The 22,023-nt window shown below is 38.7% G+C and carries 21 protein-coding genes and 1 other RNA gene; 10 read left to right on the forward strand and 12 right to left on the reverse strand.

What is annotated here, in order from left to right; genetic code table 11:
- Nucleotides 1–129: 129 nt before the first annotated feature.
- Nucleotides 130–726 carry an outer membrane beta-barrel protein gene (locus HMPREF1528_RS01265; protein ID WP_016478304.1) on the reverse strand — a complete coding sequence of 199 codons (597 nt, stop codon included), beginning with the start codon at nucleotides 724–726 and terminating at the stop codon, nucleotides 130–132.
- Between the two features lie 144 nt (nucleotides 727–870).
- Entirely contained in the window at nucleotides 871–993 is a 123-nt protein-coding gene (locus HMPREF1528_RS13040; RefSeq protein WP_002674378.1) for a hypothetical protein, read from the reverse strand.
- A gap of 123 nt (nucleotides 994–1,116) precedes the next feature.
- Between HMPREF1528_RS13040 and HMPREF1528_RS01270 the strand changes: the two genes are divergently transcribed.
- Nucleotides 1,117–1,668: a hypothetical protein gene (locus HMPREF1528_RS01270; protein WP_016478305.1), complete on the forward strand. Its 552-nt coding sequence runs from the start codon at nucleotides 1,117–1,119 to the stop codon at nucleotides 1,666–1,668.
- Between the two features lie 324 nt (nucleotides 1,669–1,992).
- On the opposite strand, the gene aspS is transcribed toward HMPREF1528_RS01270, so the two are convergent.
- From aspS to HMPREF1528_RS01295, 5 genes are all read right to left on the reverse strand, one after another.
- A complete protein-coding gene (gene aspS, locus HMPREF1528_RS01275; RefSeq protein ID WP_016478306.1) occupies nucleotides 1,993–3,741 on the reverse strand; it encodes an aspartate--tRNA ligase in 1,749 nt (582 codons plus the stop codon).
- A gap of 78 nt (nucleotides 3,742–3,819) precedes the next feature.
- Nucleotides 3,820–4,626: a type I methionyl aminopeptidase gene (map, locus tag HMPREF1528_RS01280; RefSeq protein ID WP_016478307.1), complete on the reverse strand. Its 807-nt coding sequence runs from the start codon at nucleotides 4,624–4,626 to the stop codon at nucleotides 3,820–3,822.
- 73 nt (nucleotides 4,627–4,699) lie between these two features.
- Nucleotides 4,700–6,319: a glucose-6-phosphate isomerase gene (pgi, locus tag HMPREF1528_RS01285; RefSeq protein WP_016478308.1), complete on the reverse strand. Its 1,620-nt coding sequence runs from the start codon at nucleotides 6,317–6,319 to the stop codon at nucleotides 4,700–4,702.
- Between the two features lie 258 nt (nucleotides 6,320–6,577).
- Nucleotides 6,578–7,027 carry a hypothetical protein gene (locus HMPREF1528_RS01290; protein ID WP_016478309.1) on the reverse strand — a complete coding sequence of 150 codons (450 nt, stop codon included), beginning with the start codon at nucleotides 7,025–7,027 and terminating at the stop codon, nucleotides 6,578–6,580.
- Nucleotides 7,028–7,074: 47 nt separating this feature from the next.
- Entirely contained in the window at nucleotides 7,075–8,364 is a 1,290-nt protein-coding gene (locus tag HMPREF1528_RS01295; protein ID WP_016478310.1) for a M23 family metallopeptidase, read from the reverse strand.
- 642 nt (nucleotides 8,365–9,006) lie between these two features.
- Between HMPREF1528_RS01295 and HMPREF1528_RS01300 the strand changes: the two genes are divergently transcribed.
- Both HMPREF1528_RS01300 and HMPREF1528_RS01305 read left to right on the forward strand, forming a co-directional pair.
- On the forward strand, nucleotides 9,007–9,867 hold the full coding sequence (locus HMPREF1528_RS01300) for a hypothetical protein (protein WP_016478311.1): 861 nt from the start codon (nucleotides 9,007–9,009) through the stop codon (nucleotides 9,865–9,867).
- Nucleotides 9,868–9,944: 77 nt separating this feature from the next.
- The gene (locus HMPREF1528_RS01305) at nucleotides 9,945–10,670 is read left to right on the forward strand and encodes a molecular chaperone DjiA (protein ID WP_016478312.1); all 726 of its coding nucleotides are present in this window, start codon (nucleotides 9,945–9,947) and stop codon (nucleotides 10,668–10,670) included.
- 27 nt (nucleotides 10,671–10,697) lie between these two features.
- Here HMPREF1528_RS01305 and ffs read toward each other — a convergent pair.
- Nucleotides 10,698–10,796, reverse strand: an RNA gene (gene ffs, locus HMPREF1528_RS12035) — signal recognition particle sRNA small type.
- Nucleotides 10,797–10,956: 160 nt separating this feature from the next.
- On the opposite strand from ffs, the gene HMPREF1528_RS01310 reads away from it, so the two are divergent.
- The 5 genes from HMPREF1528_RS01310 (at nucleotide 10,957) to HMPREF1528_RS01330 (ending at nucleotide 15,920) form a co-directional block, all read left to right on the forward strand.
- Nucleotides 10,957–11,436 carry a CAP domain-containing protein gene (locus tag HMPREF1528_RS01310; protein WP_002674397.1) on the forward strand — a complete coding sequence of 160 codons (480 nt, stop codon included), beginning with the start codon at nucleotides 10,957–10,959 and terminating at the stop codon, nucleotides 11,434–11,436.
- Between the two features lie 29 nt (nucleotides 11,437–11,465).
- Nucleotides 11,466–12,038 carry a TatD family hydrolase gene (locus HMPREF1528_RS01315; protein WP_016478313.1) on the forward strand — a complete coding sequence of 191 codons (573 nt, stop codon included), beginning with the start codon at nucleotides 11,466–11,468 and terminating at the stop codon, nucleotides 12,036–12,038.
- Nucleotides 12,039–12,138: 100 nt separating this feature from the next.
- Nucleotides 12,139–12,333 carry a 30S ribosomal protein S21 gene (gene rpsU / locus HMPREF1528_RS01320; protein WP_002674401.1) on the forward strand — a complete coding sequence of 65 codons (195 nt, stop codon included), beginning with the start codon at nucleotides 12,139–12,141 and terminating at the stop codon, nucleotides 12,331–12,333.
- A 530-nt stretch (nucleotides 12,334–12,863) separates the two neighbouring features.
- Nucleotides 12,864–15,095, forward strand: coding sequence for a ribonuclease R (gene rnr, locus HMPREF1528_RS01325; RefSeq protein WP_016478314.1), 2,232 nt, complete (start codon nucleotides 12,864–12,866; stop codon nucleotides 15,093–15,095).
- Nucleotides 15,096–15,254: 159 nt separating this feature from the next.
- A complete protein-coding gene (locus HMPREF1528_RS01330) occupies nucleotides 15,255–15,920 on the forward strand; it encodes a LysE family translocator (protein WP_016478315.1) in 666 nt (221 codons plus the stop codon).
- Between the two features lie 104 nt (nucleotides 15,921–16,024).
- On the opposite strand, the gene HMPREF1528_RS01335 is transcribed toward HMPREF1528_RS01330, so the two are convergent.
- The 3 genes from HMPREF1528_RS01335 to HMPREF1528_RS01345 form a co-directional block, all read right to left on the reverse strand.
- Complete coding sequence (locus HMPREF1528_RS01335) at nucleotides 16,025–16,537, reverse strand: OmpH family outer membrane protein (protein ID WP_002674408.1); 513 nt, start codon at nucleotides 16,535–16,537, stop codon at nucleotides 16,025–16,027.
- Between the two features lie 372 nt (nucleotides 16,538–16,909).
- Nucleotides 16,910–17,728 carry a class I SAM-dependent methyltransferase gene (locus HMPREF1528_RS01340; RefSeq protein WP_016478317.1) on the reverse strand — a complete coding sequence of 273 codons (819 nt, stop codon included), beginning with the start codon at nucleotides 17,726–17,728 and terminating at the stop codon, nucleotides 16,910–16,912.
- 115 nt (nucleotides 17,729–17,843) lie between these two features.
- Nucleotides 17,844–18,176, reverse strand: a complete 333-nt coding sequence (locus HMPREF1528_RS01345) for a hypothetical protein (RefSeq protein WP_016478318.1) — start codon at nucleotides 18,174–18,176, stop codon at nucleotides 17,844–17,846.
- A 181-nt stretch (nucleotides 18,177–18,357) separates the two neighbouring features.
- On the opposite strand from HMPREF1528_RS01345, the gene HMPREF1528_RS01350 reads away from it, so the two are divergent.
- Both HMPREF1528_RS01350 and HMPREF1528_RS01355 read left to right on the forward strand, forming a co-directional pair.
- Nucleotides 18,358–19,149, forward strand: a complete 792-nt coding sequence (locus HMPREF1528_RS01350) for a hypothetical protein (protein WP_016478319.1) — start codon at nucleotides 18,358–18,360, stop codon at nucleotides 19,147–19,149.
- Between the two features lie 20 nt (nucleotides 19,150–19,169).
- Entirely contained in the window at nucleotides 19,170–19,877 is a 708-nt protein-coding gene (locus HMPREF1528_RS01355; RefSeq protein ID WP_016478320.1) for a WG repeat-containing protein, read from the forward strand.
- Here the strand turns inward: HMPREF1528_RS01355 and HMPREF1528_RS01360 are convergent.
- A complete protein-coding gene (locus HMPREF1528_RS01360) occupies nucleotides 19,870–22,002 on the reverse strand; it encodes a family 65 glycosyl hydrolase domain-containing protein (protein WP_016478321.1) in 2,133 nt (710 codons plus the stop codon). The genes HMPREF1528_RS01355 and HMPREF1528_RS01360 overlap by 8 nt on opposite strands.
- Nucleotides 22,003–22,023 lie beyond the last annotated feature (21 nt).

Raw genomic sequence — 22,023 nt, forward strand, 5'->3', positions numbered from 1 at the left:
CAATTGTCAATTGAAAGACTTTCTGTAGCGTAAGCTACACTTTTATTACATCAACTAAAAAAGGGTGCCTTAAAAAATATCGCTACTTTTTAAAACACCCCATACTTATAATTATGAAGGATTTTCTACTTAGAAGAACAAGGCAACACCTATACCTACACCCAAAACACCCTCTTTGGTTTTGCGTTTAGTGTTTTCTGTATGCTTTAAAGAAAAATGGTCATACTCTGCATAGGCTGTAATAGCAGCTCCTCGGTTTACAAAGTAAGCAAGACCTGCTTTACCTCCTACTACCAATCCTCTCCATTCACCAGCACCAATCCCTGAGGGATTTTTTCTACTTGTAAAACCTACTCTTGCACCTACAAAAGGCGCTAAATTTCCTCCCACAGGGAAGTAGTAGTGCATATTAGGTGCAATTATAAGGGTATTTGTTTCCGTATCCCAACTACTATTAGCTCTTTTGTCTCTCGAGTGTTCATATCCCACTCCTAATCCTACTGCTAAGTTATTAACCACAAAGTAGTTAAAGTTAGGTGTGATTTTAAAAGTAGTTATGGTTTGATCCATATATTGTACCTGATCATCTTTCTCTACTACATTTTTAGATTGAAATGAAAGACCCAAATCAGCGCCTACCATCCAGTTTCCTTTTCCAGTTTGTGCATAGGTAACAGTTGCAAAAACAACAGCTACCACTAATAAAATTCTTTTCATACTGTTCATTTTTTGTTTTTAATTAAGACAAAGATACAAAATAATTACGAATTACAAAATACGAATTACGAAAAAAATGCTTTTTCACTTTTCACTAATGGCAAAAAGCTACCATATCTAATTCGTTTTCAAGACAAAAATCGATGTTCTCTTTTAGTCCCATAATATGTTCATAACTATAGCCTTTGTCTCTTCTTCCTCAGTTTCGCTTTTAGAGCCAAAAACAGCTTTTATCTCTGGAGTTTTTACTCCGTAAGCAAACATATAGTATCCCATAGGTGAGTGGTTTTTAAAGAAAGGACAAAGATAGTGTTTTTATAAAGAGAAGGACAAAAGTATAGTTAGTAAATTCAAGAATAAGTTGTATTTTTGCCAAATAAGTAAATAGATATCAAAAATATGCAACACTGGATATTGACCTCTGCACAAGAGTTTTACGCAAATGCTAAAGATATATTGGACAAGTGCCGAGCCTCATTCTATATAGAGGTAGGAGATGGTAAGGGAGGATATAGGCAAATTCTTATCACTCGAGAGAATGAAAGTGCTATCTCCTCGATAATGCTTGAAGGGATAGAGGGTTTTACCTACCGTCAGTTTATCATTGTCTCTAGCCCTGATGTTACCATAGATACTGAAAAATGTATTTATGATCAAGATATACTGCCTTATGTTATAGAAGGTACAGGAGGAAGAGAAACGGAAGACATTATAGAGTGTATTTACTTGCGGATGATTCTCATCACCAAACTAATGGACGCTTCGGCTAAGTCTCTTTATAAGAAGTTGTATAAAAATTTAGAAGCTAACCCTAACTTTCGCAAGGGATTTCATCAAGGTTCTTCTATGCACAAAAACGCATTGTATGATCTAAGAACTATCCATAAGACCAAGCGATTTGGTCTTAACAATCCTTTATCTATTCTAACGATAGAGGAAAGAGAGGAGTAAAGATATTTTTAAGTTAAAAAACAACAAAGGCTGTCGCAAATTTTACTTTGTGACAGCCTTTTATTTACTATTTTAACGTCAGTTTGATATGTACAATATTGTTTTATTTGTTTTTTCATTACTGTTCCGTGAAATTCCTCAGCTAAAGCTGAGCAATCCGTGGAACAATGATGTTTTACAAAAGAATCATCTGTGCTAAATCTGTGAAATCCGTGAAATCTGTGTGAGACATTTAAAACAGTAAAGCTGTTTGTTTGTTTGATTTTTTAAAGATTTGTAAGATTTCTGTAGCGTAAGCTATATTTTTATTACGTCAAACTCACGTTAATTTACTAATTGAATGCTTAGTTCTTTCAGTTGTGCCTCATCAATAGGCGAAGGGGCATCAATCATCACATCGCGACCGCTGTTGTTTTTAGGAAAAGCGATAAAGTCGCGTATGGTTTCTTGTCCACCGAGGAGAGCTACCAATCGGTCGAAGCCAAAAGCCAAACCTCCGTGAGGAGGAGCGCCGTATCGGAAGGCGTTCATCAAGAAGCCAAATTGTGCTTGTGCCTGCTCAGGGGTAAAGCCTAATAGCTGAAACATCTTGGCTTGCAACTCTTGGTTGAAGATACGTATAGAACCTCCGCCTACTTCATTACCGTTGAGCACGAGGTCATAAGCATTGGCACGTACAGCACCTGGGTCGGTATCAAGTAACGGAATATCCTCAGGTTTAGGCGAGGTGAAAGGGTGGTGCATCGCAAAGAAGCGTTCTTCCTCTTCGCTCCACTCCAAAAGTGGGAAATCTACCACCCATAGAGGAGCATATTCATCGGGTTTGCGCAAGCCGAGACGCTCTGCGAGTTCCATACGGAGGGCGCTGAGTTGCCCACGTACTTTGTTTGCCTTGCCTGAAAGGATACAGATAAGGTCGCCTGCTTTGGCACCAGTGCGCTCTGCCCACGCCTTGAGGTCGTTCTCGTTATAGAATTTATCTACAGATGATTTGAAGGTGCCATCTTCATTGCATTTTACATATACCATTCCGGAAGCGCCTACTTGCGGACGTTTTACCCATTCTACCAAAGCATCAATCTCTTTGCGGGTGTAGCTGTTGGCACCAGGAACGGCAATACCTACTACTAATTCGGCTTCGTTGAACACCTTGAAATCGCGGTGTTGCGCAAGGTCGTTGAGTTCGCCGAACTTCATACCGAAACGGATATCTGGTTTGTCGTTGCCGTAAGTTTTCATCGCCTCGGCATACGTCATACGAGGGAAAGCCCCAAAATCTAAGCCTTTGAGTTCTTTGAGGAGGTGTTTTGCCAATCCTTCAAAGGTTTGGATGATGTCCTCTTGCTCTACAAACGACATTTCGCAGTCTATTTGGGTAAACTCTGGCTGACGGTCAGCGCGAAGGTCTTCATCACGGAAGCACTTTACGATTTGGAAATACTTGTCTAATCCGCCTACCATTAGCAGCTGCTTGAAGGTTTGTGGCGATTGTGGAAGTGCGTAGAACTCACCTGGGTTCATACGGCTGGGCACAACAAAGTCGCGAGCGCCTTCGGGTGTCGATTTGATAAGTACAGGGGTTTCTACCTCTATAAAGCCTTGTTCGGATAGATAGTTGCGCACCATTATCCCCACTTTGTGGCGGAAAATAAGGTTATCGCGCACAGGGGTACGGCGTATATCGAGATAGCGGTACTTCATACGGAGGTCTTCACCGCCATCGGTATTGTCTTCAATGGTAAAAGGAGGAAGTTCTGAATGGTTGAGCAAGGTGAGCGCTGTAACGAGGATTTCCACTTCTCCAGTAGGGATATTTGCGTTGGCTGCCTCGCGTTTGATCACAGTACCTTGAATTTGAATCACGTCCTCACGAGAGAAGGTTTTCGCCTGCTCAAAGACTGTTTTATCAGTGCGTTCTTCATCGAAGATAAGTTGGGTGATGCCATAGCGGTCGCGTAGGTCTACCCAAATCATAAATCCCTTGTTGCGGACGCGTTGTACCCATCCGCTGAGGGTTACTTGTTGTTTTTCGTGCGAGAGTCGTAACTCTCCACAAGTATGCGTTCTGTACATTTATTTGTCGTTAGTTATAAGTTTTGTTTTTGAGTTAGTGATTCTTTTTCTAATACGGAGTCTAATATACAAAATTTATTAATTAAGCAAAAACTCGTCCTCCTCATTACTTTCAATGCCTAAGGCTTCGTATATGTACTTGAAGGTGGAGAGCAATTTAGGTTTGCCATCGATGAGGGCTACATCGTGTTCAAAGTGGGCAGAAGGCTTGCCGTCGGCAGTGAGGATTGTCCAACCGTCTTTGAGTTGGCGTATGCTCTTGGTGCCCATATTAATCATAGGCTCTATGGCTACTACCATTCCGTCTTTAAATTTTTTACCTGTACCGCGTTTGCCGTAGTTGGGCATTTCGGGGTCTTCGTGCATTTTGCGCCCTACGCCGTGTCCTACGAGTTCGCGCACTACTCCATAGCCGTGTGCCTCACAGTGTTGTTGTATAGCGTGCCCTACATCACCTACTCGGTTACCCGCACGAAACTGACGGATACCTATATACAACGATTCTTTCGTTACGCGCAAGAGTTCTTTTACTTCGGGGGCTACTTCGCCTACTTCAAAAGTATAAGCGTGGTCGCCATAGTAACCGTTTTTCAGTGCCCCACAGTCTATTGAGATGATGTCGCCTTCTTGTAATGGGCGGTCGTTAGGAATGCCGTGTACCACTTGCGCATTAGGACTCATACAGAGGGTATTAGGGAAGCCATACAAACCCAAAAATCCTGGGATAGCCCCTTGACTGCGGATATACTCTTCGGCAATTTTATCTAAATATAGGGTGGTTACCCCTGGTTTTACTTCTTTTGCCATTATCCCCAAAGTACGTGATACTACTTGGGCAGCTTGGTGTAGTAGTTCTATTTCTTCGGCTGTTCTAATGTGAATCATTTGTAATAACGAATTACGAAAGACGAATTACGAAAGTTTTGTCATTCGTAACTCGTCATTCGTAATTAGATTTCTATTTTTTGAATTGTTTTAGTAAATTGGTTGTAGAGCTGTCGTGAGCAGAAAGTTCGGTAGCGGCGATGTCTTTAAGGATTTTGCTTGCCAACTGTTTGCCGAGCTCTACGCCCCATTGGTCGTAACTGTAAATGTTCCAAATCACACCTTCTACAAATATCTTATGCTCATACATAGCGATAAGGCTACCCAAACTTTCAGGGGTGAGTTTATCGATGAGGAAAGAGGTTGTAGGGCGGTTTCCTGTAAACACTTTGAAGGGCACTAAGGCTTCGTTTACCTTGTCACCCATTTCTTTGCGCACTTCGGCTTCGGTTTTACCTTTTAAAAGAGCTTCGGTTTGAGCAAAGAAGTTAGCCATTAGCTTGTTGTGGTGGTCGGTATTGCCGTGCAATGAGTGTTTAAAGCCAATAAAATCAGTAGGTATCAATTTAGTACCTTGGTGAATAAGCTGGAAGAACGCGTGTTGAGAATTCGTTCCTGGTTCACCCCAGATGATTACCCCTGTTTGATAAGGAATAGGGTTGCCAGCACGGTCGGTTTGTTTACCGTTACTTTCCATTATACCTTGTTGTAGGTAAGCTGCTAAGCGGTGCAAATACTGAGTATAAGGAATGATAGCCTGACTTTCGGCTCCGTAGAAGTTGTTGTACCACACGCTGAGCAATGCCAAGACTACCGGAATATTCTTCTCAAAAGGAGCAGTGCGGAAGTGCTCGTCCATAGCGTGAGCTCCTTTGAGCAACTTATCAAAATTGTCATAACCTACTGATAGAGCGATGCTTAGACCTACTGCACTCCACAACGAGAAGCGTCCGCCTACCCAGTCCCACATAGGGAATACATTATCAGGGTCGATGCCGAATTTGTCAATCTCTTGCAAGTTAGTAGACACTGCTACAAAGTGTTTTGCAATATCTTTTTCTGAGCCTGATTTGAGGAACCATTCTTTTACAGTAAGTGCATTGGAAAGGGTTTCGAGTGTTGTGAAAGTTTTAGATACAATCACTATCAAGGTAGTTTCGGGGTTGAGGTGCTTAATAGTTTCGAGCACGTGGTCGCCATCTACATTGCTAATGAAATGTACGTTGAGGTGATTCTTATAGAATTTAAGTGCTTCGGTTACCATTGCGGGACCTAAGTCAGACCCACCGATACCAATATTCACCACATCGGTAAAAGCTTTACCAGTATAACCTTTGCGCTTACCACTAATGACCTCTTTGCTGAACTGTTTAATCTTGTGTTTTACAGCTGCTACTTCGGGCATTACGTTCTTGCCATCTACGTTTACTACGCTGTTTTCGGGCGCGCGAAGAGCAGTGTGCAATACAGCGCGTTTTTCGGTGTTGTTGATAAGGTCGCCACCGAAGTATTTGCCAATAGCGTCCTTTAAACCACATTCCTCGGCGAGTTGCACAAGGAGTTTAAGGGTTTCTTCGTCTATGCGGTTTTTAGAATAATCTACATAGAAGTCGTGCCATTTGATGGCGAATTTCTCACCGCGAGCGGGGTTTTTCTCAAATAGAGAAAGCATATGGCGGTCTTTTACTTCCGCAAAATGTTTTTGCAATGCTTTCCACGCATTGGTTTGTGTTGGATTACTATTTTTTAACATTTTTATTTATATATGTTTAATGTTGTTATTCTTTTTATAGTCAATCACAAATTAGTCTGTAAATTTTGCACCTTTCACTTTGCCAAAGTTTGAAACTTTGGCAAAGTTAATTATCTTAATAATCAGTTGAATTCTCTATTTGATTAATTATAATCTATGTAATAGCAACTAACATCTGTCTTTTCAGAGTGCAAAAATATAAAATAATGATGCCTCACCATTGGCTAATTTACTAATTGACAAATTACTTAATGAAACTTACTTTTTCAGTCTTTTAAACACAAAACGGGTGATAAAAATACCAGTAGAATCATTGCTTCCTGCATTGCTCTCTACTCCACTGGTAACAAAAGCAAGTTCCCAGCCTTCTTCACTCATAGTGTTCAACTTAGAAGTGATAAGAGCATCGTTGGCAGCGATGTTCTGAAAACGAATCCCTCCGAGATTAAAGAAGTTGAGGAGTTTGGTCTCATCAAAGCCCTTTACGCGAATCTCATCACGGTCGCTTTTGTTGCGTTCGTCTCCTTCTTCCGAGCGCGTAGTGGTAAATTCTTTATAATTGCGTGTTTCATTAGCTGATATAAGCCGCGAACGTCCTGCTCCCGAAGGTACCACCGATTCAATAGCGGTTACTACCTTAAATTCATACACTTGTGCTGAGGCGGTAAAGCCCACAAGAGTCAATAGATAAAAAATAAACTTTTTCATTTGTACTTCTGCTCAATTAACCATTAATCACTAATCATTAACCATTGTTACGACACCGTTTGCTTTTGTACATTCGTTACCTCCTCTTCCATTTCAATAGGGGTCGCTTTTAGCGCATCAAGCTGTTCTTTTAGTGGTGCAATCTCCTTCAAATATTTAGCTTTAAGTCGCGCATCAATAGGCACCGATTCTGGTAACTTCTCTCTGAGTGGGTCTACTTGTCTTCCATTCTTCCAGAAGCGATAGCACACGTGAGGACCTGTTGCCAAGCCGGTACTTCCCACAAGTCCAATCACCTGTCCTTGCGATACGTGTTGTCCTCTGCGTGCCAATATTCTCGACATATGCAAGTACTGTGTTGTATACATATTGTTGTGGCGCACCTTCACGTAGTTACCATTACCCGAACTATAGCCCGCCTCAATCACCGTTCCTGATGCCGTCACCCGTATAGGCGTACCCGTAGGTGCTGCATAGTCGGTACCAAAATGTCCCTTCATACGGTGAAGCACAGGGTGAAAACGCATTCCAAATTTAGACGTAATGCGGAAGATATCCAAAGGCGATTTCAAAAACATTCGCTTCATCATATTCCCCTTTTCGTCGTAATAGCCATTTGTGCCTTTTGCCGAATCGGTAGTGAAGTTAAAAGCGTAATAAGGTTTCCCTTGCCACTCAAAATAAGCCGCTTTCACTTTCTCAACTCCCGCAAAAATAGTGTCGTCCACATAACGTTCCTCATAAATAATCTTAAAATTATCACCCTTTTGCAAGCGAAAAAAGTCGATGGTGTAATCAAAAATCTGTCCCATTTGGTAAGTAGCATTCGCACTGATACCCGCCGCAAGCGCATCAACTGTAAGATTGCTGTTGATATTTCCTGCCAATGCTTTTTCCACAATCGTTACTTTGCGTTGCGCTTTGTAAGCGTGAACCGAGTCTCCAAGACGCACCACTACGTAATCTGTAACGTTCGGCTGATAGATAAAACTATGGGGTTTCGAGGGGTCTTTTTTATCGTACAAAAAAGCGTAAACCTTACCCGTACGTATATTCTTAGGGTTAAACTCTCCTTTGGTTTTTTGGGTGATATTATGAATATCCACCGCTCCTATATTGTTCTCTTCTAATAGTTTACCAAAGGTATCACCCTGCTTAATCGTATCTTTCACTATCGTGTAATCATTTAGGTTGAAACCAAATTCATACACGGGAGGTTTAGGTGCCTCAACAGTAGCCGAAGCGGTTGCCTTCTCAGCATTAGAGGTATCATTACAAGCCGTGAATACCGAAAGCTGAAGTGCAAAAAATGAAAAATAAAGGACTTTCTTCATCATAAGTTTTCTGTTTCTGTTTTTACATTTTTTAGTTCACAAACACCAAGCCATTTAGGGCGCAAGTGTATCAAAAAATCTTACAAAGGTGCAAATAAAAAATGAACTACGCAAATAAAAAAACTAAAAAAACTGCGTATACCTCCTTTAATTTATTCATAATTAATGTATTAAGCTGTATACCTCAACTCTCGCAAAATGCTTCTATGTCCTCTTTTTCAACACTTTTACTACTACCCTTCACCTTATCTTTTTCTTAAATCCTAGCCATACCCAAACGCCCCCTCCCCTACTCAGTACATTTTTCTACCCTACAAGCTATATAAGTAGTACATTTTTCCACCAAAACTCCATTTCACAAAATGCCTCCTCCCAAAAAAGTGCCATCTATCGTCCAACATTCGTTCAAGATTCGTTTAAGGTTCGTCCAAGCTACCTATACAATAGTAAATTTTTCTTTTTGAAAATCCTTATCCCTATTTCTCTTAAAAACTATCTGTATGGCTCACTTTCCCGAGTCTCCCCGAGAGCTCCTAACCAGACTCTTCTTCATTTTCTCATTTCCAAATTTTCTAATTTTCTAATTTTCCAAATTTGCTCATTTGCTAATTACCTCCTATCTTTGCCCCCATAAAACAAATTATTATGAAATATATTTATACTCTCATTGCCCTACTAACAGCTACTAATACCTTTGGGCAGAACATATTTTCGCTCAAAGAACTCTTTTTAAAAGGAAACGTAAAATCCGTGCGCGTTATCCCTTATCAAGTAAAAGAAAACAAAAAACACCGCATTCAAAAAACAGCTGTAAAGAAATTCTATTACGATGAAAATCTGTTTCTCTTAGCCAATGAGCAAGGATATGTTGTCCAACAAATTATGTTTGCCGACCGAAATGTGTTCAACCTTAAAACAGAAGTAACTTACGACGATAATAACCGAGAAACAAACTTAAAAGTATACGATGAAACCGATACTCTATTGCGTGAGTACACCCTTACTTATGACGATAAAGAGAAAAAAATGCAGAAAACTGTCTACTTCCCTAAAACAGGTAAGGAATATTTAGTACTTTCAAGTGATACAAACAAACGTAGTTACCCTACCTATGCTACTTATTACAACACCGATGAAAGTATCAAAAACTACTCTTCATATAAGTACGACAAGAGGGATAACCAACTCGAAACCAAAGTCTACAATCCCGATAAATCAGTAAAATACACCAAGAAGACAAAGTATAATAAAAACGGATTCGTTACCCACCAAATAATCAAATCCAACGAAAAGAATAAAAGCCTCGAAACAGTGTATACCTATAAAAAAGAGCCTTTTCCTACTGAAATGCTCTTAATTTTCGAAAAGAAGACCCATAATAAAGCAAAGAAAATAAACTATACTTTTTCTTATCAATACGATGAAAAAGGTAATTGGATAGAGAAGAAATGTTTTTCCGAAGGCAAATTAGTATATATCGTAGAAAGAGAAATCACATATTATTAGTGTAAATTAGCTTCATATTTAATTATTAGTATTATTGGCATTTTTGGTATTATCAGCATTATTAAAATTTATATAGTATGAGCTTATTCTCTATTCTTATATTTCTTTTTTTCTTTTGGCTTTTTAGACAACTCACCCAACAGCTACCCACCGAGCAGCCCTTTCGCAACCCATTTCAGCAAAACATATCACCCGCTACATTCGAGCTGAATCTCCTCTCTCTATGTAGCTTAGTTATCAAAGCCAACGGACGTGTTACCCAAGCCGAATTAGATTTCGTGCGCTTGCAGTTCGTACGCCTTTATGGTAAAGAACGCGCCAATGCCGTGTTTCGCAGTTTTAATGAACTAATAAAAGGACGCGAGATAGAAGCTCCCCGAGTAGCAATGTACGTACGAGCGCGTACTACCTACGAAACACGCTTGCAAATCCTCTATTTTCTCTTTGGTATCGCTCAAGCCGATGGAGTAGTAAGCCAAGACGAAGTACAACAAATAGAGCAAATAGCCTATTACTTCCAGATAGAAAAAAGTGATTTTATAAGCATCAAAGCAATGTTTGCTAACACTTATGGTAGTAATAGCTATACCCAAACTCCCAATGAAAATGCTTATGCTATTTTAGGTATAAGCCCCCAAGCTACTGATGCCGAAGTAAAACAAGCTTACAGAAATATGGCAAAAAAATATCACCCCGATAGAGTGATTACAGAAGATAAAGCCATAAAAAAAGGCGCCGAAGAAAAGTTCAAACAAGTACAACAAGCCTATGAACAAATCGCACGCCAAAGAGGAATGAACTAACCAAATAGCTTACCCTTATAAACAAAAAAGTGGCAAGCTACCTACATCGCACCGCTACAACCGAATACCTTTGCTGTGTTCCCACCCTGGAGGATTTTTCAGGAGCTGGTCGTGTAGGACTTGCCGGCGACAAAAGTACAACTTTTTTATTACATAGCAAATTTTTTCTATTTTTTTTCTTGCTTAGTAGCTCTATTTTTATTACCTTTGCACCAAAAGTGTTGTATAACAACCTTTCAAAATCTGGTTAAAACAGTTAAAGAACAAAGAAAAATATTAAATATCAATGATGAAAAAACTATTCTTTTTATTCTTAGCGCTCCTATCGCTACAATGTAGTAAATCACAAGATAGTGAGACCACAGGTTCGAGCTCTAACAAGATGCTCACCCTTATCAATCAGCAACGACAAAAAGGCTGCAATTGTGGTAGTAATTATTTTAAACCCGTACCTCCTGTAAAGTGGAATAAAACAATAGAAAAAGTAGCCAAAGCTCATAGTGACGATATGCTTAAACGCAACGAATTAACTCACTATAGTAAAAACGGACAAGATCCTGGTAGAAGACTTACTAACGCCGGTTATAAATGGGCTACGTGGGCTGAAAATGTAGCTATGGGACAACAAAATGAAGAAGAAGCGATGAAAAGTTGGCTCGAAAGTCCTTTACACTGCGCTAATATTATGAATGCCCAAGTTACTGAAGTAGGTGTTGCTCGCAGCGGTAAGTATTGGACGCAACTCTTCGCTGCTCCTTATCCTTAATTTCTAACTGCTTCCTAACTCTTAAAACAATGTATCTTGACGTTCATTCGCATACCCAGCACTCAACTTCCGATACTTTGGTGATTCGCAATCAGTATCCACTTACCGCCGATACCAGCGAACCTTTCTCAGTAGGTATTCACCCTTGGTTTTTAAACGATTTTGAGGCGCAGTGGAATGCACTCATACCCTTAGCCCAGCACTTCAATTGTTGGGCTATAGGTGAATGTGGCCTCGATAAGAACGTTACCTCTCCCCTATCCTTACAACAAGAAATCTTTTTAAGACACATAGAATTAGCCGAAAGTTTAGAGCTCCCACTTATCATTCACTGTGTGAAAGCTTATGCCGAGGTAATACAACTCCGCAAGCGCACCCATTCACAACAGTTATGGATATTGCACGGCTTCAGAAAAAACCTAAAAGTAGCACAAGAGCTCATCGCTCACGGCATTGCTATTTCTTTTGGCACTCCCCTACTCTATTCTCACCAATTGCAAGAAGTCTTTAAGAAAATCCCCTCTGAATATCGGTTTTTTGAAAGTGATGACAGTATTCAACCATTAGTTATCAAACAAGTCGAACAAGCCAGACTTATCTAAGGTCTAAAACTTAAATCTAAAATTTTCTACTTAAAAATTTGCTCATTTGCTAATTACTTCATATCTTTGCGCCCTGAAAATTGAAAGGGGGTGTATCTTTATGTTAATAATTCCTTTAAAAGACGGAGAAAGCATCGATAAAGCTTTAAAACGTTATAAACGCAAATTCGACCGTACAGGTGTAGTACGTGAACTACGTGAAAGACAACATTTCACTAAACCTTCTGTACGCAGAAGAGCCGAAATCCAAAAAGCACAATACATTCAGCACTTGAAAGATCAAGAAGAAGTATAGTTCATTGTGGAGATATTCAATTTTTTTTAAGTAGGAACGGATAATATTCGTTCCTATTTTTTTTATTTAAGTGTTGTTCATTATCCTTATCGGTATTGTTCATTGTCCATTCTTAAATTGTGCATAACTTGAGGAAGAAAAAACACTAAAATATTTGCTCTTTTATGTTTTCTGTGTATACAAAAATGAAGGTGAAAAAAGCAAATTTATTTTTTATAAAATATCCACTACTTTTTGTCAGTTATGAACAATCTGCCCAATGAAAAGTTCTCAACAAAAAGTTGTGCATAATATCAAAAAGAGTTATCAACAATTTTGCTTAAAATATTCATTTAAAAAACCGTAAATCATTTTTTATTGTTGATAACTAATCATAATATCCTTAAACTGAAAAAAGCAAGTTTTTCAGCCTAATTTTATCCCTCTTATGAACGTCATCATAATAATAACCCTTCTTTTTTTAGAAAGAAATCTTTTTCAATTTATAATTTGGTGATTGTTGATAACTCAAAAATATTTACTTTTGCAATATGAAAAAAACAAATAAAACTCAAAAGCAAGGCAAATCAGGGAAATCTAAAAAGAATAAGAGTTTAGCTAAACGCAACAAGCAAGAGCTTATCAAAGCGATTTTCTCGGTGTTACAAGAACACCCCGAAGAGATCTTTAACTACAAGCAAATCGCTGCTAAACTCCATATTACCGATGCACCACGTCGTGATATGCTGGTGAAACAACTCGTACAACTGAAAGAGAAAAAACGCATTGTAGAAATCGACCGTGGAAAGTATCAAGCTATCCCTATGCAACACTATTATGTAGGTACGCTTGATGTGAGTACCCGCGGTAATGGTTATGTAATAGTTGATAGTTTAGACAACGACATTTTTGTAGCACAAAATTTTCTAAACAAAGCCCTCCACGGCGATTTGGTGGAAGTGTATGTATTTCCTCGTTTTAGAAATCGCAATAAGATGGAAGGAGAAATCAGCAAAGTGTTGGAACGCAACAAAGTGCGCTTTGTAGGTACTGTGCAAATGCACAAGAATTTTGCCTTTGTCGTCCCTACCGATGCTCGTATGTATACTGATTTCTTTGTGTTAAAAGACAAACTCAATGGTGCTCAGGACGGCGACCGTGTGATTGTACGCATAGAAGATTGGAAAGACAAAAGCGATTCGCCTATGGGGGTAGTGGAACAGATACTCGGCAAACCAGGAGAGCAAACTACTGAAATGCACTCTATCTTAGCCGAATACGGTCTGCCTTATACCTATCCAGAAGAGGTAGAAGCTTTTGCTAAAAAGTTAGACTTTTCTATTACTGATGAGGAGATTACTCGTCGTCGTGATATGCGTGAAACCCTCACTTTTACTATCGACCCTCGTGATGCAAAAGACTTTGATGATGCACTGTCGTTCAAACTTTTGGAGAATGGCAATTACGAGATAGGAGTACATATCGCCGATGTATCACACTACGTGAAAGAAGGCACTATATTAGACGAGGAAGCCTATAACCGTGCTACTTCAGTATATTTGGTAGATAGGGTAGTGCCAATGTTGCCCGAAGTGCTCTGTAACTTTGCTTGTTCACTCCGCCCCGATGAAGATAAATACACTTTTTCGGCAGTGTTTGAGATGAATAAGAAGGCTGAAGTAGTAGATATTTGGATAGGACGAACCGTAACACATTCGTCATTTAGGTTTGCTTACGAAGAAGCACAATCGGTAATAGAACAAGCTAAAGTAGGGGAGGGGTACACCATTCCTGCCGAAACTTCCATTACCGATAAAGAGCGCTCAGTATCTGCTGAGGTAGTAGAGGCTATTCTCACAATCAATACTTTAGCCGAAAAACTTCGCGGCAAGCGTATGCGTTTAGGAGCTATTACTTTTGATAAAGTAGAAGTAAAATTCGACCTCGATGAGAACGGTAACCCTACAGGGGTATATTTCAAAGAAAGTAAGGAAGCCAACAAGCTGATTGAAGAGTTTATGCTCTTGGCTAACAGAAAGGTAGCCGAGTATGTAGCCAAAATGAAAAAGACTTTCGTATACCGCGTGCACGACGAACCCGATGCCGAGAAACTACAACAATTCAATACAGTTATTAACCGATTTGGCTATAGTTTGGATTTGAAAAACCGCCAAACCACTACCGATTCACTTAATAATCTCTTAGAAGAAGTAAAAGGTAAGAAAGAACAAAACTTAGTTGATACCTTGGCAATACGTTCAATGGCAAAAGCTACTTATACTACCAAAAACATAGGGCACTACGGTTTAGCATTCGATTATTATACCCATTTCACCTCGCCTATACGCCGTTATCCCGATGTGATGGTACACCGCCTTTTGCAACTCTATTTAGATAACGCCCCTTCACAACCCGAAGCCGAATATGAAACCAAATGCAAACACTCCTCACAAATGGAGAGTTTAGCAGCTTCAGCCGAGCGTGATTCTATCAAATATATGCAGGTGAAATATATGGAAGCGCATAAGAATCAGCAGTTTGCAGGAGTGATTTCGGGCGTAACCGAATGGGGTATTTATGTAGAAATTACCGTAAACAAATGCGAAGGATTGGTACGTGCTCGCGACATCAAAGACGATTATTACACTTTCGACGATCAGCAATACGCCTTGGTAGGACAAGCCACTGGCAAGACCTATCAGCTTGGCGATGAAGTAATGATACGTGTGAAAAACACCGACTTGATGAAAAAGCAATTAGACTTTGAACTAATAAGCGAATAGTGAGTCGTAGCACGATAAGCAGTTTAAGAGTTAGAAGTTAATAATTATCACAAAACCAATAGAGTAGGGGAGAGGTACTAAAAACTTCTCCCTTATTTTTTGTAATTCAACAGTTTTTTAGTACTTTTGTGCAGTTAATCAAATTTTAGGTAGAAATAGATGTTTGCGGATGTATTGCTTGCATTACCTTTGGGCTTGTTGTTAGCTTTTACCATAGGTCCTGTGTTCTTTGTATTGCTGGAAACAGCCATTACTAAAGGATTTAGGGCAGCTATTGCTTTCAATTCAGGGGTAGTACTGGCAGATACTGTTTTCATTCTCATTGTCTATTTCACTACCAGCAGTCTGTTACGCGAAATCAAGGACGACCCTAAGCTCTTCTTTGCTGGCGGACTCATAATGATAGCTTACGGACTCATCTCGTTCATCAAACTGAAAAAAGACTTCAAGAAAACAATAGATAACAAAGAGAATGCCTATCTGCAAGTAGCTGAAAAAGTGAACTATGTAGCCCTCTTTATAAAAGGTTTTCTACTGAATTTCATCAACATAGGCGTTTTGGGTTTTTGGTTAGGAATTATTATTGTTTTTGGTCCTAAGCTCGATATGAATGCCAGTAGGATATTGGTGTTTTTTACTTCTATTATCTTAGTATACTTTGCAATAGATATCTTTAAAATTCTCATTGCTAAGAAGCTTAAAAACCGACTTACCGCTTTTCATATTTACAAAATCAAACGCGCGATTAGCATTATATTGTTAGTCTTTGGAGTTTTTTTGATACTCCAAGCATTCTTTCCTAACGTATTACAATTAACTGATTAAGTGCGACTCACACAAGTAGTGTATAAAAAAACTTTGCCAAAAGTTGTAAGCCACGCGGGTCTTTACTTCTTGACAAAGTCTATTTTCTATTGCCTATGGCCTTATTACTTCTTACCTTTGTACTGATTATTTAAGTATTCAGTAACTTCTTTAGTAATATCTTTTTTCTCACTACCGTAGAGTACACTACCGCCGTCGTTAGCACCAAGAATAAAGGTGTAACCTTTTTGTTTTCCGTACTCTTTAATGTTTTTCTTCACTTTGCTAAGTAAAGAATCCATTTGAGTTTGGCTTTCCATTTGTATTTTTTGTTCTTCTTGTTGCAAATGTTGTTGCAATATTTGGCTTTTTTGCATCAGTTCGTTGTATTTTTTCTGAGCTACGTTCTGAGGGAGAGTTTTAGCCTGGGCGTCGAAAGCACGCGCTTCAGTTTGGAACGCCATTGAAATACTGTCGCGTTTTCGTTCGTAGGCACTAATTTGTCCTTTTAGTTTTGCCTCGATGTCTTTTTTTTCTTGATAGTCGTTTAGAAGTTTAGAGTTATCTACAAACGCCACCTTGTCGGTACAAGCAGTAAGGGCGAGCAGTGCTACGCCTGTTAAGATGAGTTTTTTCATTTTTATAATGTTTAATTTGAATTACGTGGCAAAAGTAAGAAAGTTTTACGTGTAAAAGAAATATTTTTTAATTTTGTTACTAAAAAAGTGAAAATACTCTCTTTTATCACTATTCATTACACCTTGTTTCACGTGAAACATTTTGCTACCTTCTTTTACCTTGTATAAATTTATTCTATATCAAAAACAATCTTCTATAAATGTACTTTATCAAAACTGACTTTATTACAACTTTTTTTAAGTACTATTTTTTAAAAAGTAATAAAGTATAAGGTAACAGTTGAGAAGTCTTATAAAAACGTCTTATTTTAAGTTTTTACTATTTTTAGCTTTAGAAATATAAAAAAATAGACAATTCCTAACTCTTACCTCTTATTTCTTACCTAAAACATAAATCTGTGATGAGTACTCTCTTTTCCTCCAACCATAATAATTTGAACGGACTCCGTTGATGAAACTTTTAAGAAAATTTTTCTTTCCTGTTTTATATTGTTCGGAAAGCATACTCACATAGAAGGCATCAAAAAGCATAGGGTGGCTGGCAAGCAACTCAAAACCTTCTTTGGCAAAAAGCTGTTCGATACTATCCTTAGAAAAATGCCATAAGTGTCGGGGCACATCATAAGCTGCCCAATAGGCTCCGTAGTGCTGTGCGTCCCACGAACGATAGTTAGGTACAGCTATAACAGCTAAGCCATCTTCTTTCAGTAAATTACTGATGAGCTGTATTTCTTGTGTTACATCGGGTACGTGTTCCAATACGTGCCACATAGTAATCACATCAAAAGAGTGGGGGAGGAGGTTACTAAAATCAGCTTGTAACAAAACTCCTTTTTCTTTTGCTTTGGTACGTGCTTTCTTGCTGGGCTCTATGCCCATAGTCTCCCAATGTGCATACTCTTTACCACTACGCACAAAGTCGCCTGTACCTGCACCTATATCAAGCAGACAAACATTTCCTTTTTTGTATTGTTCGATGAGTTTTATTTTGTGCTTTAAGTTATAACTTTTCACCCATTGGTAGAGTTTATCAAATAGTGTTCTACGACTGTCTGTATGCGAAATATAATCCTCACTCTCATAGTATTTTTTAAGGTCATTAGGTAGGGGAGTAGTGCGGTAAAGTTTTAATACTGAATCATATACGAGGGTAAAATTCTCTTGTGATACGCTGTAATCTTTAATTGTCATTAGTTGTTAGTGTTTAGTCGTTAGTTACTACTTGTCAATTATCAATTGTGAATTATCAATTGATAATGTTCCACGTGGAACATTTCTTATATACTTACTTTTTATCTTTTATTTTTTACCTTTTACCTCGTAAGAAAGCAAACAGTTTTCTCTTCTTCAAATATTCAAGGTTGTAATCATTCTCGTAGGCTTCACGTTCAAAGATGATATTATGGTAAGCTTTCTTCTTATCTTTATACTTAATATATTTCAGTATAAAATCTACAGCATACCATATATAGAAAAATATTACCAAGAGTTCTCGTTGCTGAGCTAAATGTATGCGTTCGTGGTTGATGAATTGTGCATCTTTTAATAGTTTTGGGTCATTAGTAAATATAAAAGGGTAGAGGGTAATGCCACTAAAACCCTTAGGTACTAAATATCTATTTACTATAAACCGATTCATATAAGTAAAAAGTATGCGGCAAAAGTAGTGAGAAAATAGCAGATAAACAAATGAGTTCTTAATTATCAATTCTCAATTGCTAATTCATAAATGTTCCACGTGGAACATTTATGAATTGAATATATAGCTTTATTAAAAAATATTTATTATCTTTGTCGGCGTAAAATAATAATATATCAGTATGAAAAAGTTTTTAATCCTGTTGTTATTTCCTTTTATCGGAATGGCACAAATTATCAATACTCCAGCTACACGTTTGGGGAAAGAACTTAATGGTAAAGCAAAAGCTCTTGTCGAACGTACTTATGACGTCTTTCAAGGAAACCTTAAACAAAAACGTCTTGCAACCGAAAATTATTATGAATTTAATGAAGAAGGAAATACCTTGCAATTAGAACAAAAATATAGTGGTATTACTTTGCGTTACGACTATGTCTACAATGCTGAGCAAAAACCTCTACAAGTGAAAATATTGAGAATGGCTCACGGAGGTATACAGAGTTCTACGGGAGTTTATGAATATAATAACCAAGGGCATTTAGTAACTTATCACACAGTGATAGGGGTAAGTGCTTCGCCTACACAAACCTATACTTTTAACAAGTGGGACATTAACGGTAACCCTACCGAAGGTGTCTTAGTAACACCCGATAGTAAAGCGAAGGTATTCCAGGAGTTTGATAAAAATAACCAGCGCACTTTGCTCAAAATGGTAACCGAAGGAAATCCACCTACCGAGATGCGCATCTCAGTGCGTTACGATCGTGAGGGTAGGGTAGTGGAACGCAGTATTGCTGAGGGAAACACCAAACCCGATGTAATGCATTATACATATGATAAAAAAGGTATTCCTACCGGCGTAAATAACCAGAAGTTTGAACATACTTTTGATAAGCAAGGTAATTGGGTTACTCGCATTGTATCCGTCAACGGATATATTGTAGGATTTACAGAAAGAGAAATAAAATACTAATATTAAAAATACATATACTTATGAAAAGACTATTTATTATTACTTTAGCTTTGTTCTGTACGGCTTGTAATACCGATTGGCGCAGAAAATACGATGAGGTATATCCGTCTCAAAACGGAATTTCAATGGTAAGAAAAGATAATAAATACGGACTCGTAAATGCCGAAGGTACCATCGTAGCACCTTTAAAGTATGATTATATCAACATCTACCCTTCTGTCGAAATACCTTTTTATGATGTTACTATTAATAATTTATATGGGGTGATACGCTCTTCGGGTGAAGAACTCATTCCTGCTCAGTATAACTTTATTTCGTATTCCGAAGGTGTTTTTATTGTACAACTCAATGATAAGAAAAAACTTCTTAGTACTAATAACGAAACACTCACCCCTTGGTATGACGAAATAAACCTCTTTTTTGGTGGTCTAGCTCGCGCTAAACAAGGTAATAAGTATGGCTATTTAAATATTAAAGGTAAAGTAGTATTGCCTTTTGTATATGATGATGCTGATGATTTCAACGATAGTAAAAAGGCAATGGTGAAGTATAAAGGTAAGTGGGGAATGATTGATAATCTCGGTAATACAATCATTCCTTTTGAATACGAACAGGCTGAACCCTATACTAAAAGCAATGAGGAATGGGAAGATTATTACTATATCCTCATAAAGAAAGGCAGAGAGGTAAATATAGATAAAGAAGGTAATCTTTTGTCATTTAAATAATCACTTCTTTTACCTCTCCTCTAAATATCACTTTAAACGATAAACGCTTCCATTGTTTAGGCAAGCGAGGCGTAAACGTTAGTGCACCGTTCTTTACACGCATACCAGCAAAACCCTCTACAATGCTGAGCCACGTGCCTGCCATCGAGGTGATATGTAACCCTTCGTGTACCTCCTTGTTGTAGTCGTCCAAATCAAGCCGAGCTGTACGTAGGTAGAGCGCGTAGGCTTCCTCTGTCTTCCCTAAGGCTGATGCGAGTACACTATGCACACAAGGTGAGAGTGACGATTCGTGTACGGTGAAAGGCTCATAAAACTCATAGTGCTTTTGGAGTTGTTCTTTGGTAAATCGCTCTTCAAAGAAATAAAACCCCTGTAACGTATCTGCCTGTTTGATATAAGGCGAACGCAATATCCTATCCCACGACCAATGTTGGTTGAGCGGGCGCTCCCCAGTAGGAATGGCACTTACAGGCTTCAAGTCTTTATCCAAAAAACCGTCTTGTTGCAAGTATACATCATACTTTTCGCTATAAGGCAAGTACATATGTTCCACAATATCACTCCATTCCTTCAATTCTTTAATAGTCACCCATTGCTTTTCGCTCTTGTATTTCAGTGCCATAGTCGCTGCATAACTCAAACACCAAGAGGCAAGATAGTTTGTATAGAAATTATTGTTCACATTGTTTTCGTATTCATTAGGTCCTGTCACCCCTAAGATTACGTACTGTTTCTTTTCTTCTGAAAAATTGACTCTCTGTGCCCAAAAACGTGCAATAGCAATAAGCACTTCCATTCCATATTCTTTCAGGTACGACTCATCGCCCGTATAGCGTGTATAGTTATAAATCGCAAAAGCAATCGCCCCGTTGCGGTGTATTTCTTCAAAGGTAATTTCCCATTCATTATGGCACTCTTCTCCGTTCATCGTTACCATAGGGTAGAGTGCAGCCCCGCCAGTAAAACCGAGTTTCTGGGCGTTTTCAATAGCTTGTGGCAACTGTTTATAGCGGTACAACAGCAGATTGCGAGCTACTTCCGCGCCTTTGGTAGCCATATAAAAAGGCAGGCAATAAGCCTCAGTATCCCAATAGGTACTACCACCGTACTTTTCCCCCGTAAAACCCTTAGGTCCTATGTTCAAATGGGCATACTTGCCCTGATACGTTTGGTTAAGCTGAAAGATATTAAACCGGATACCTTGTTGCGCTTTCTCATCACCTTCAATCACAATATCCGATGTCTCCCATATCGCCGCCCAATCTTCTTTCTGCATCTCCAATAACCCCTCAAATGTTAATGCCTGTGTGTCTCGTACCTTTGACAAAGTTTTAGACTTTGTCAAAGGTGTATAGCCACCATATTTTTCAATACGAAAGGTTTGGTTTTGCTTAACAGTTACTTCATACTGCAACCCTATATAGTTCTCCTTTCTATTTTCTTTTCCACTGATATTCAGTTCTTTTCCTTCTATAAAAAGATGATTTTCCATAAAGGTTTGCACTTTAAAGGCTGTCTTTTTAGTTTCAGCAAGTATAGTAGCGCAGTTGTTTTCCGAAGAAATTTCCAAAGTATTCCAAAAATGCTCGTCCCAGTTAGCATCATTATTCTTAATACCACTGTCTAAGTAACTTTCTATTTCTATGGAAGTATCAGCATTAAGAGGACTAATCTCATAACGTAAAGCTCCTATTTCATCATAACGCAACGAGAGTAAACGCACCACTTTTACAGCAATTTCCACACCGTTACGAAGTGTAGCCGTAAAACTTCGCTCGTACCAACCCTCTTTCATATTCAGTTGTTGGTGGAAGTTTTTTACCTCCAAACAAGTGTTTAAGTCTAATAGTTCCCCGTCTATTTTGATGTGCAGTCCTATCCAGCTAGGGGCATTGAGCACTTTGGCAAAGTACTCAGGGTAGCCGTTTTTCCACCAGCCCACTCGGGTTTTATCGGGGTAATACACCCCACCGATGTAGCTCCCTTGAAGTGTATTGCCCGTATAGTCCTCTTCAAAGTTAGCGCGCATTCCCATAGCCCCATTTCCAAGGCTGAAAATACTTTCGTGTTTGGTAACCTCAGCTTTATTAAAGCCCTCTACGATGATGTTCCACGTGTTCATAGCTATTAGTCTTCACAAGTT

The organism is Capnocytophaga sp. oral taxon 336 str. F0502, from assembly GCF_000411575.1.
Lineage (GTDB): Bacteria > Bacteroidota > Bacteroidia > Flavobacteriales > Flavobacteriaceae > Capnocytophaga > Capnocytophaga ochracea.

What these genes read in the sequence shown, in the direction of transcription:
- HMPREF1528_RS01265 (WP_016478304.1), bottom strand. Translation starts at nt 726, where the DNA reads ATGAACAGTATGAAAAGAATTTTATTAGTGGTAGCTGTTGTTTTTGCA.
- HMPREF1528_RS13040 (WP_002674378.1), bottom strand. Translation starts at nt 993, where the DNA reads ATGGGATACTATATGTTTGCTTACGGAGTAAAAACTCCAGAGATAAAA.
- HMPREF1528_RS01270 (WP_016478305.1), top strand. Translation starts at nt 1,117, where the DNA reads ATGCAACACTGGATATTGACCTCTGCACAAGAGTTTTACGCAAATGCT.
- aspS (WP_016478306.1), bottom strand. Translation starts at nt 3,741, where the DNA reads ATGTACAGAACGCATACTTGTGGAGAGTTACGACTCTCGCACGAAAAA.
- map (WP_016478307.1), bottom strand. Translation starts at nt 4,626, where the DNA reads ATGATTCACATTAGAACAGCCGAAGAAATAGAACTACTACACCAAGCT.
- pgi (WP_016478308.1), bottom strand. Translation starts at nt 6,319, where the DNA reads ATGTTAAAAAATAGTAATCCAACACAAACCAATGCGTGGAAAGCATTG.
- HMPREF1528_RS01290 (WP_016478309.1), bottom strand. Translation starts at nt 7,027, where the DNA reads ATGAAAAAGTTTATTTTTTATCTATTGACTCTTGTGGGCTTTACCGCC.
- HMPREF1528_RS01295 (WP_016478310.1), bottom strand. Translation starts at nt 8,364, where the DNA reads ATGATGAAGAAAGTCCTTTATTTTTCATTTTTTGCACTTCAGCTTTCG.
- HMPREF1528_RS01300 (WP_016478311.1), top strand. Translation starts at nt 9,007, where the DNA reads ATGAAATATATTTATACTCTCATTGCCCTACTAACAGCTACTAATACC.
- HMPREF1528_RS01305 (WP_016478312.1), top strand. Translation starts at nt 9,945, where the DNA reads ATGAGCTTATTCTCTATTCTTATATTTCTTTTTTTCTTTTGGCTTTTT.
- HMPREF1528_RS01310 (WP_002674397.1), top strand. Translation starts at nt 10,957, where the DNA reads ATGATGAAAAAACTATTCTTTTTATTCTTAGCGCTCCTATCGCTACAA.
- HMPREF1528_RS01315 (WP_016478313.1), top strand. Translation starts at nt 11,466, where the DNA reads ATGTATCTTGACGTTCATTCGCATACCCAGCACTCAACTTCCGATACT.
- rpsU (WP_002674401.1), top strand. Translation starts at nt 12,139, where the DNA reads ATGTTAATAATTCCTTTAAAAGACGGAGAAAGCATCGATAAAGCTTTA.
- rnr (WP_016478314.1), top strand. Translation starts at nt 12,864, where the DNA reads ATGAAAAAAACAAATAAAACTCAAAAGCAAGGCAAATCAGGGAAATCT.
- HMPREF1528_RS01330 (WP_016478315.1), top strand. Translation starts at nt 15,255, where the DNA reads ATGTTTGCGGATGTATTGCTTGCATTACCTTTGGGCTTGTTGTTAGCT.
- HMPREF1528_RS01335 (WP_002674408.1), bottom strand. Translation starts at nt 16,537, where the DNA reads ATGAAAAAACTCATCTTAACAGGCGTAGCACTGCTCGCCCTTACTGCT.
- HMPREF1528_RS01340 (WP_016478317.1), bottom strand. Translation starts at nt 17,728, where the DNA reads ATGACAATTAAAGATTACAGCGTATCACAAGAGAATTTTACCCTCGTA.
- HMPREF1528_RS01345 (WP_016478318.1), bottom strand. Translation starts at nt 18,176, where the DNA reads ATGAATCGGTTTATAGTAAATAGATATTTAGTACCTAAGGGTTTTAGT.
- HMPREF1528_RS01350 (WP_016478319.1), top strand. Translation starts at nt 18,358, where the DNA reads ATGAAAAAGTTTTTAATCCTGTTGTTATTTCCTTTTATCGGAATGGCA.
- HMPREF1528_RS01355 (WP_016478320.1), top strand. Translation starts at nt 19,170, where the DNA reads ATGAAAAGACTATTTATTATTACTTTAGCTTTGTTCTGTACGGCTTGT.
- HMPREF1528_RS01360 (WP_016478321.1), bottom strand. Translation starts at nt 22,002, where the DNA reads ATGAACACGTGGAACATCATCGTAGAGGGCTTTAATAAAGCTGAGGTT.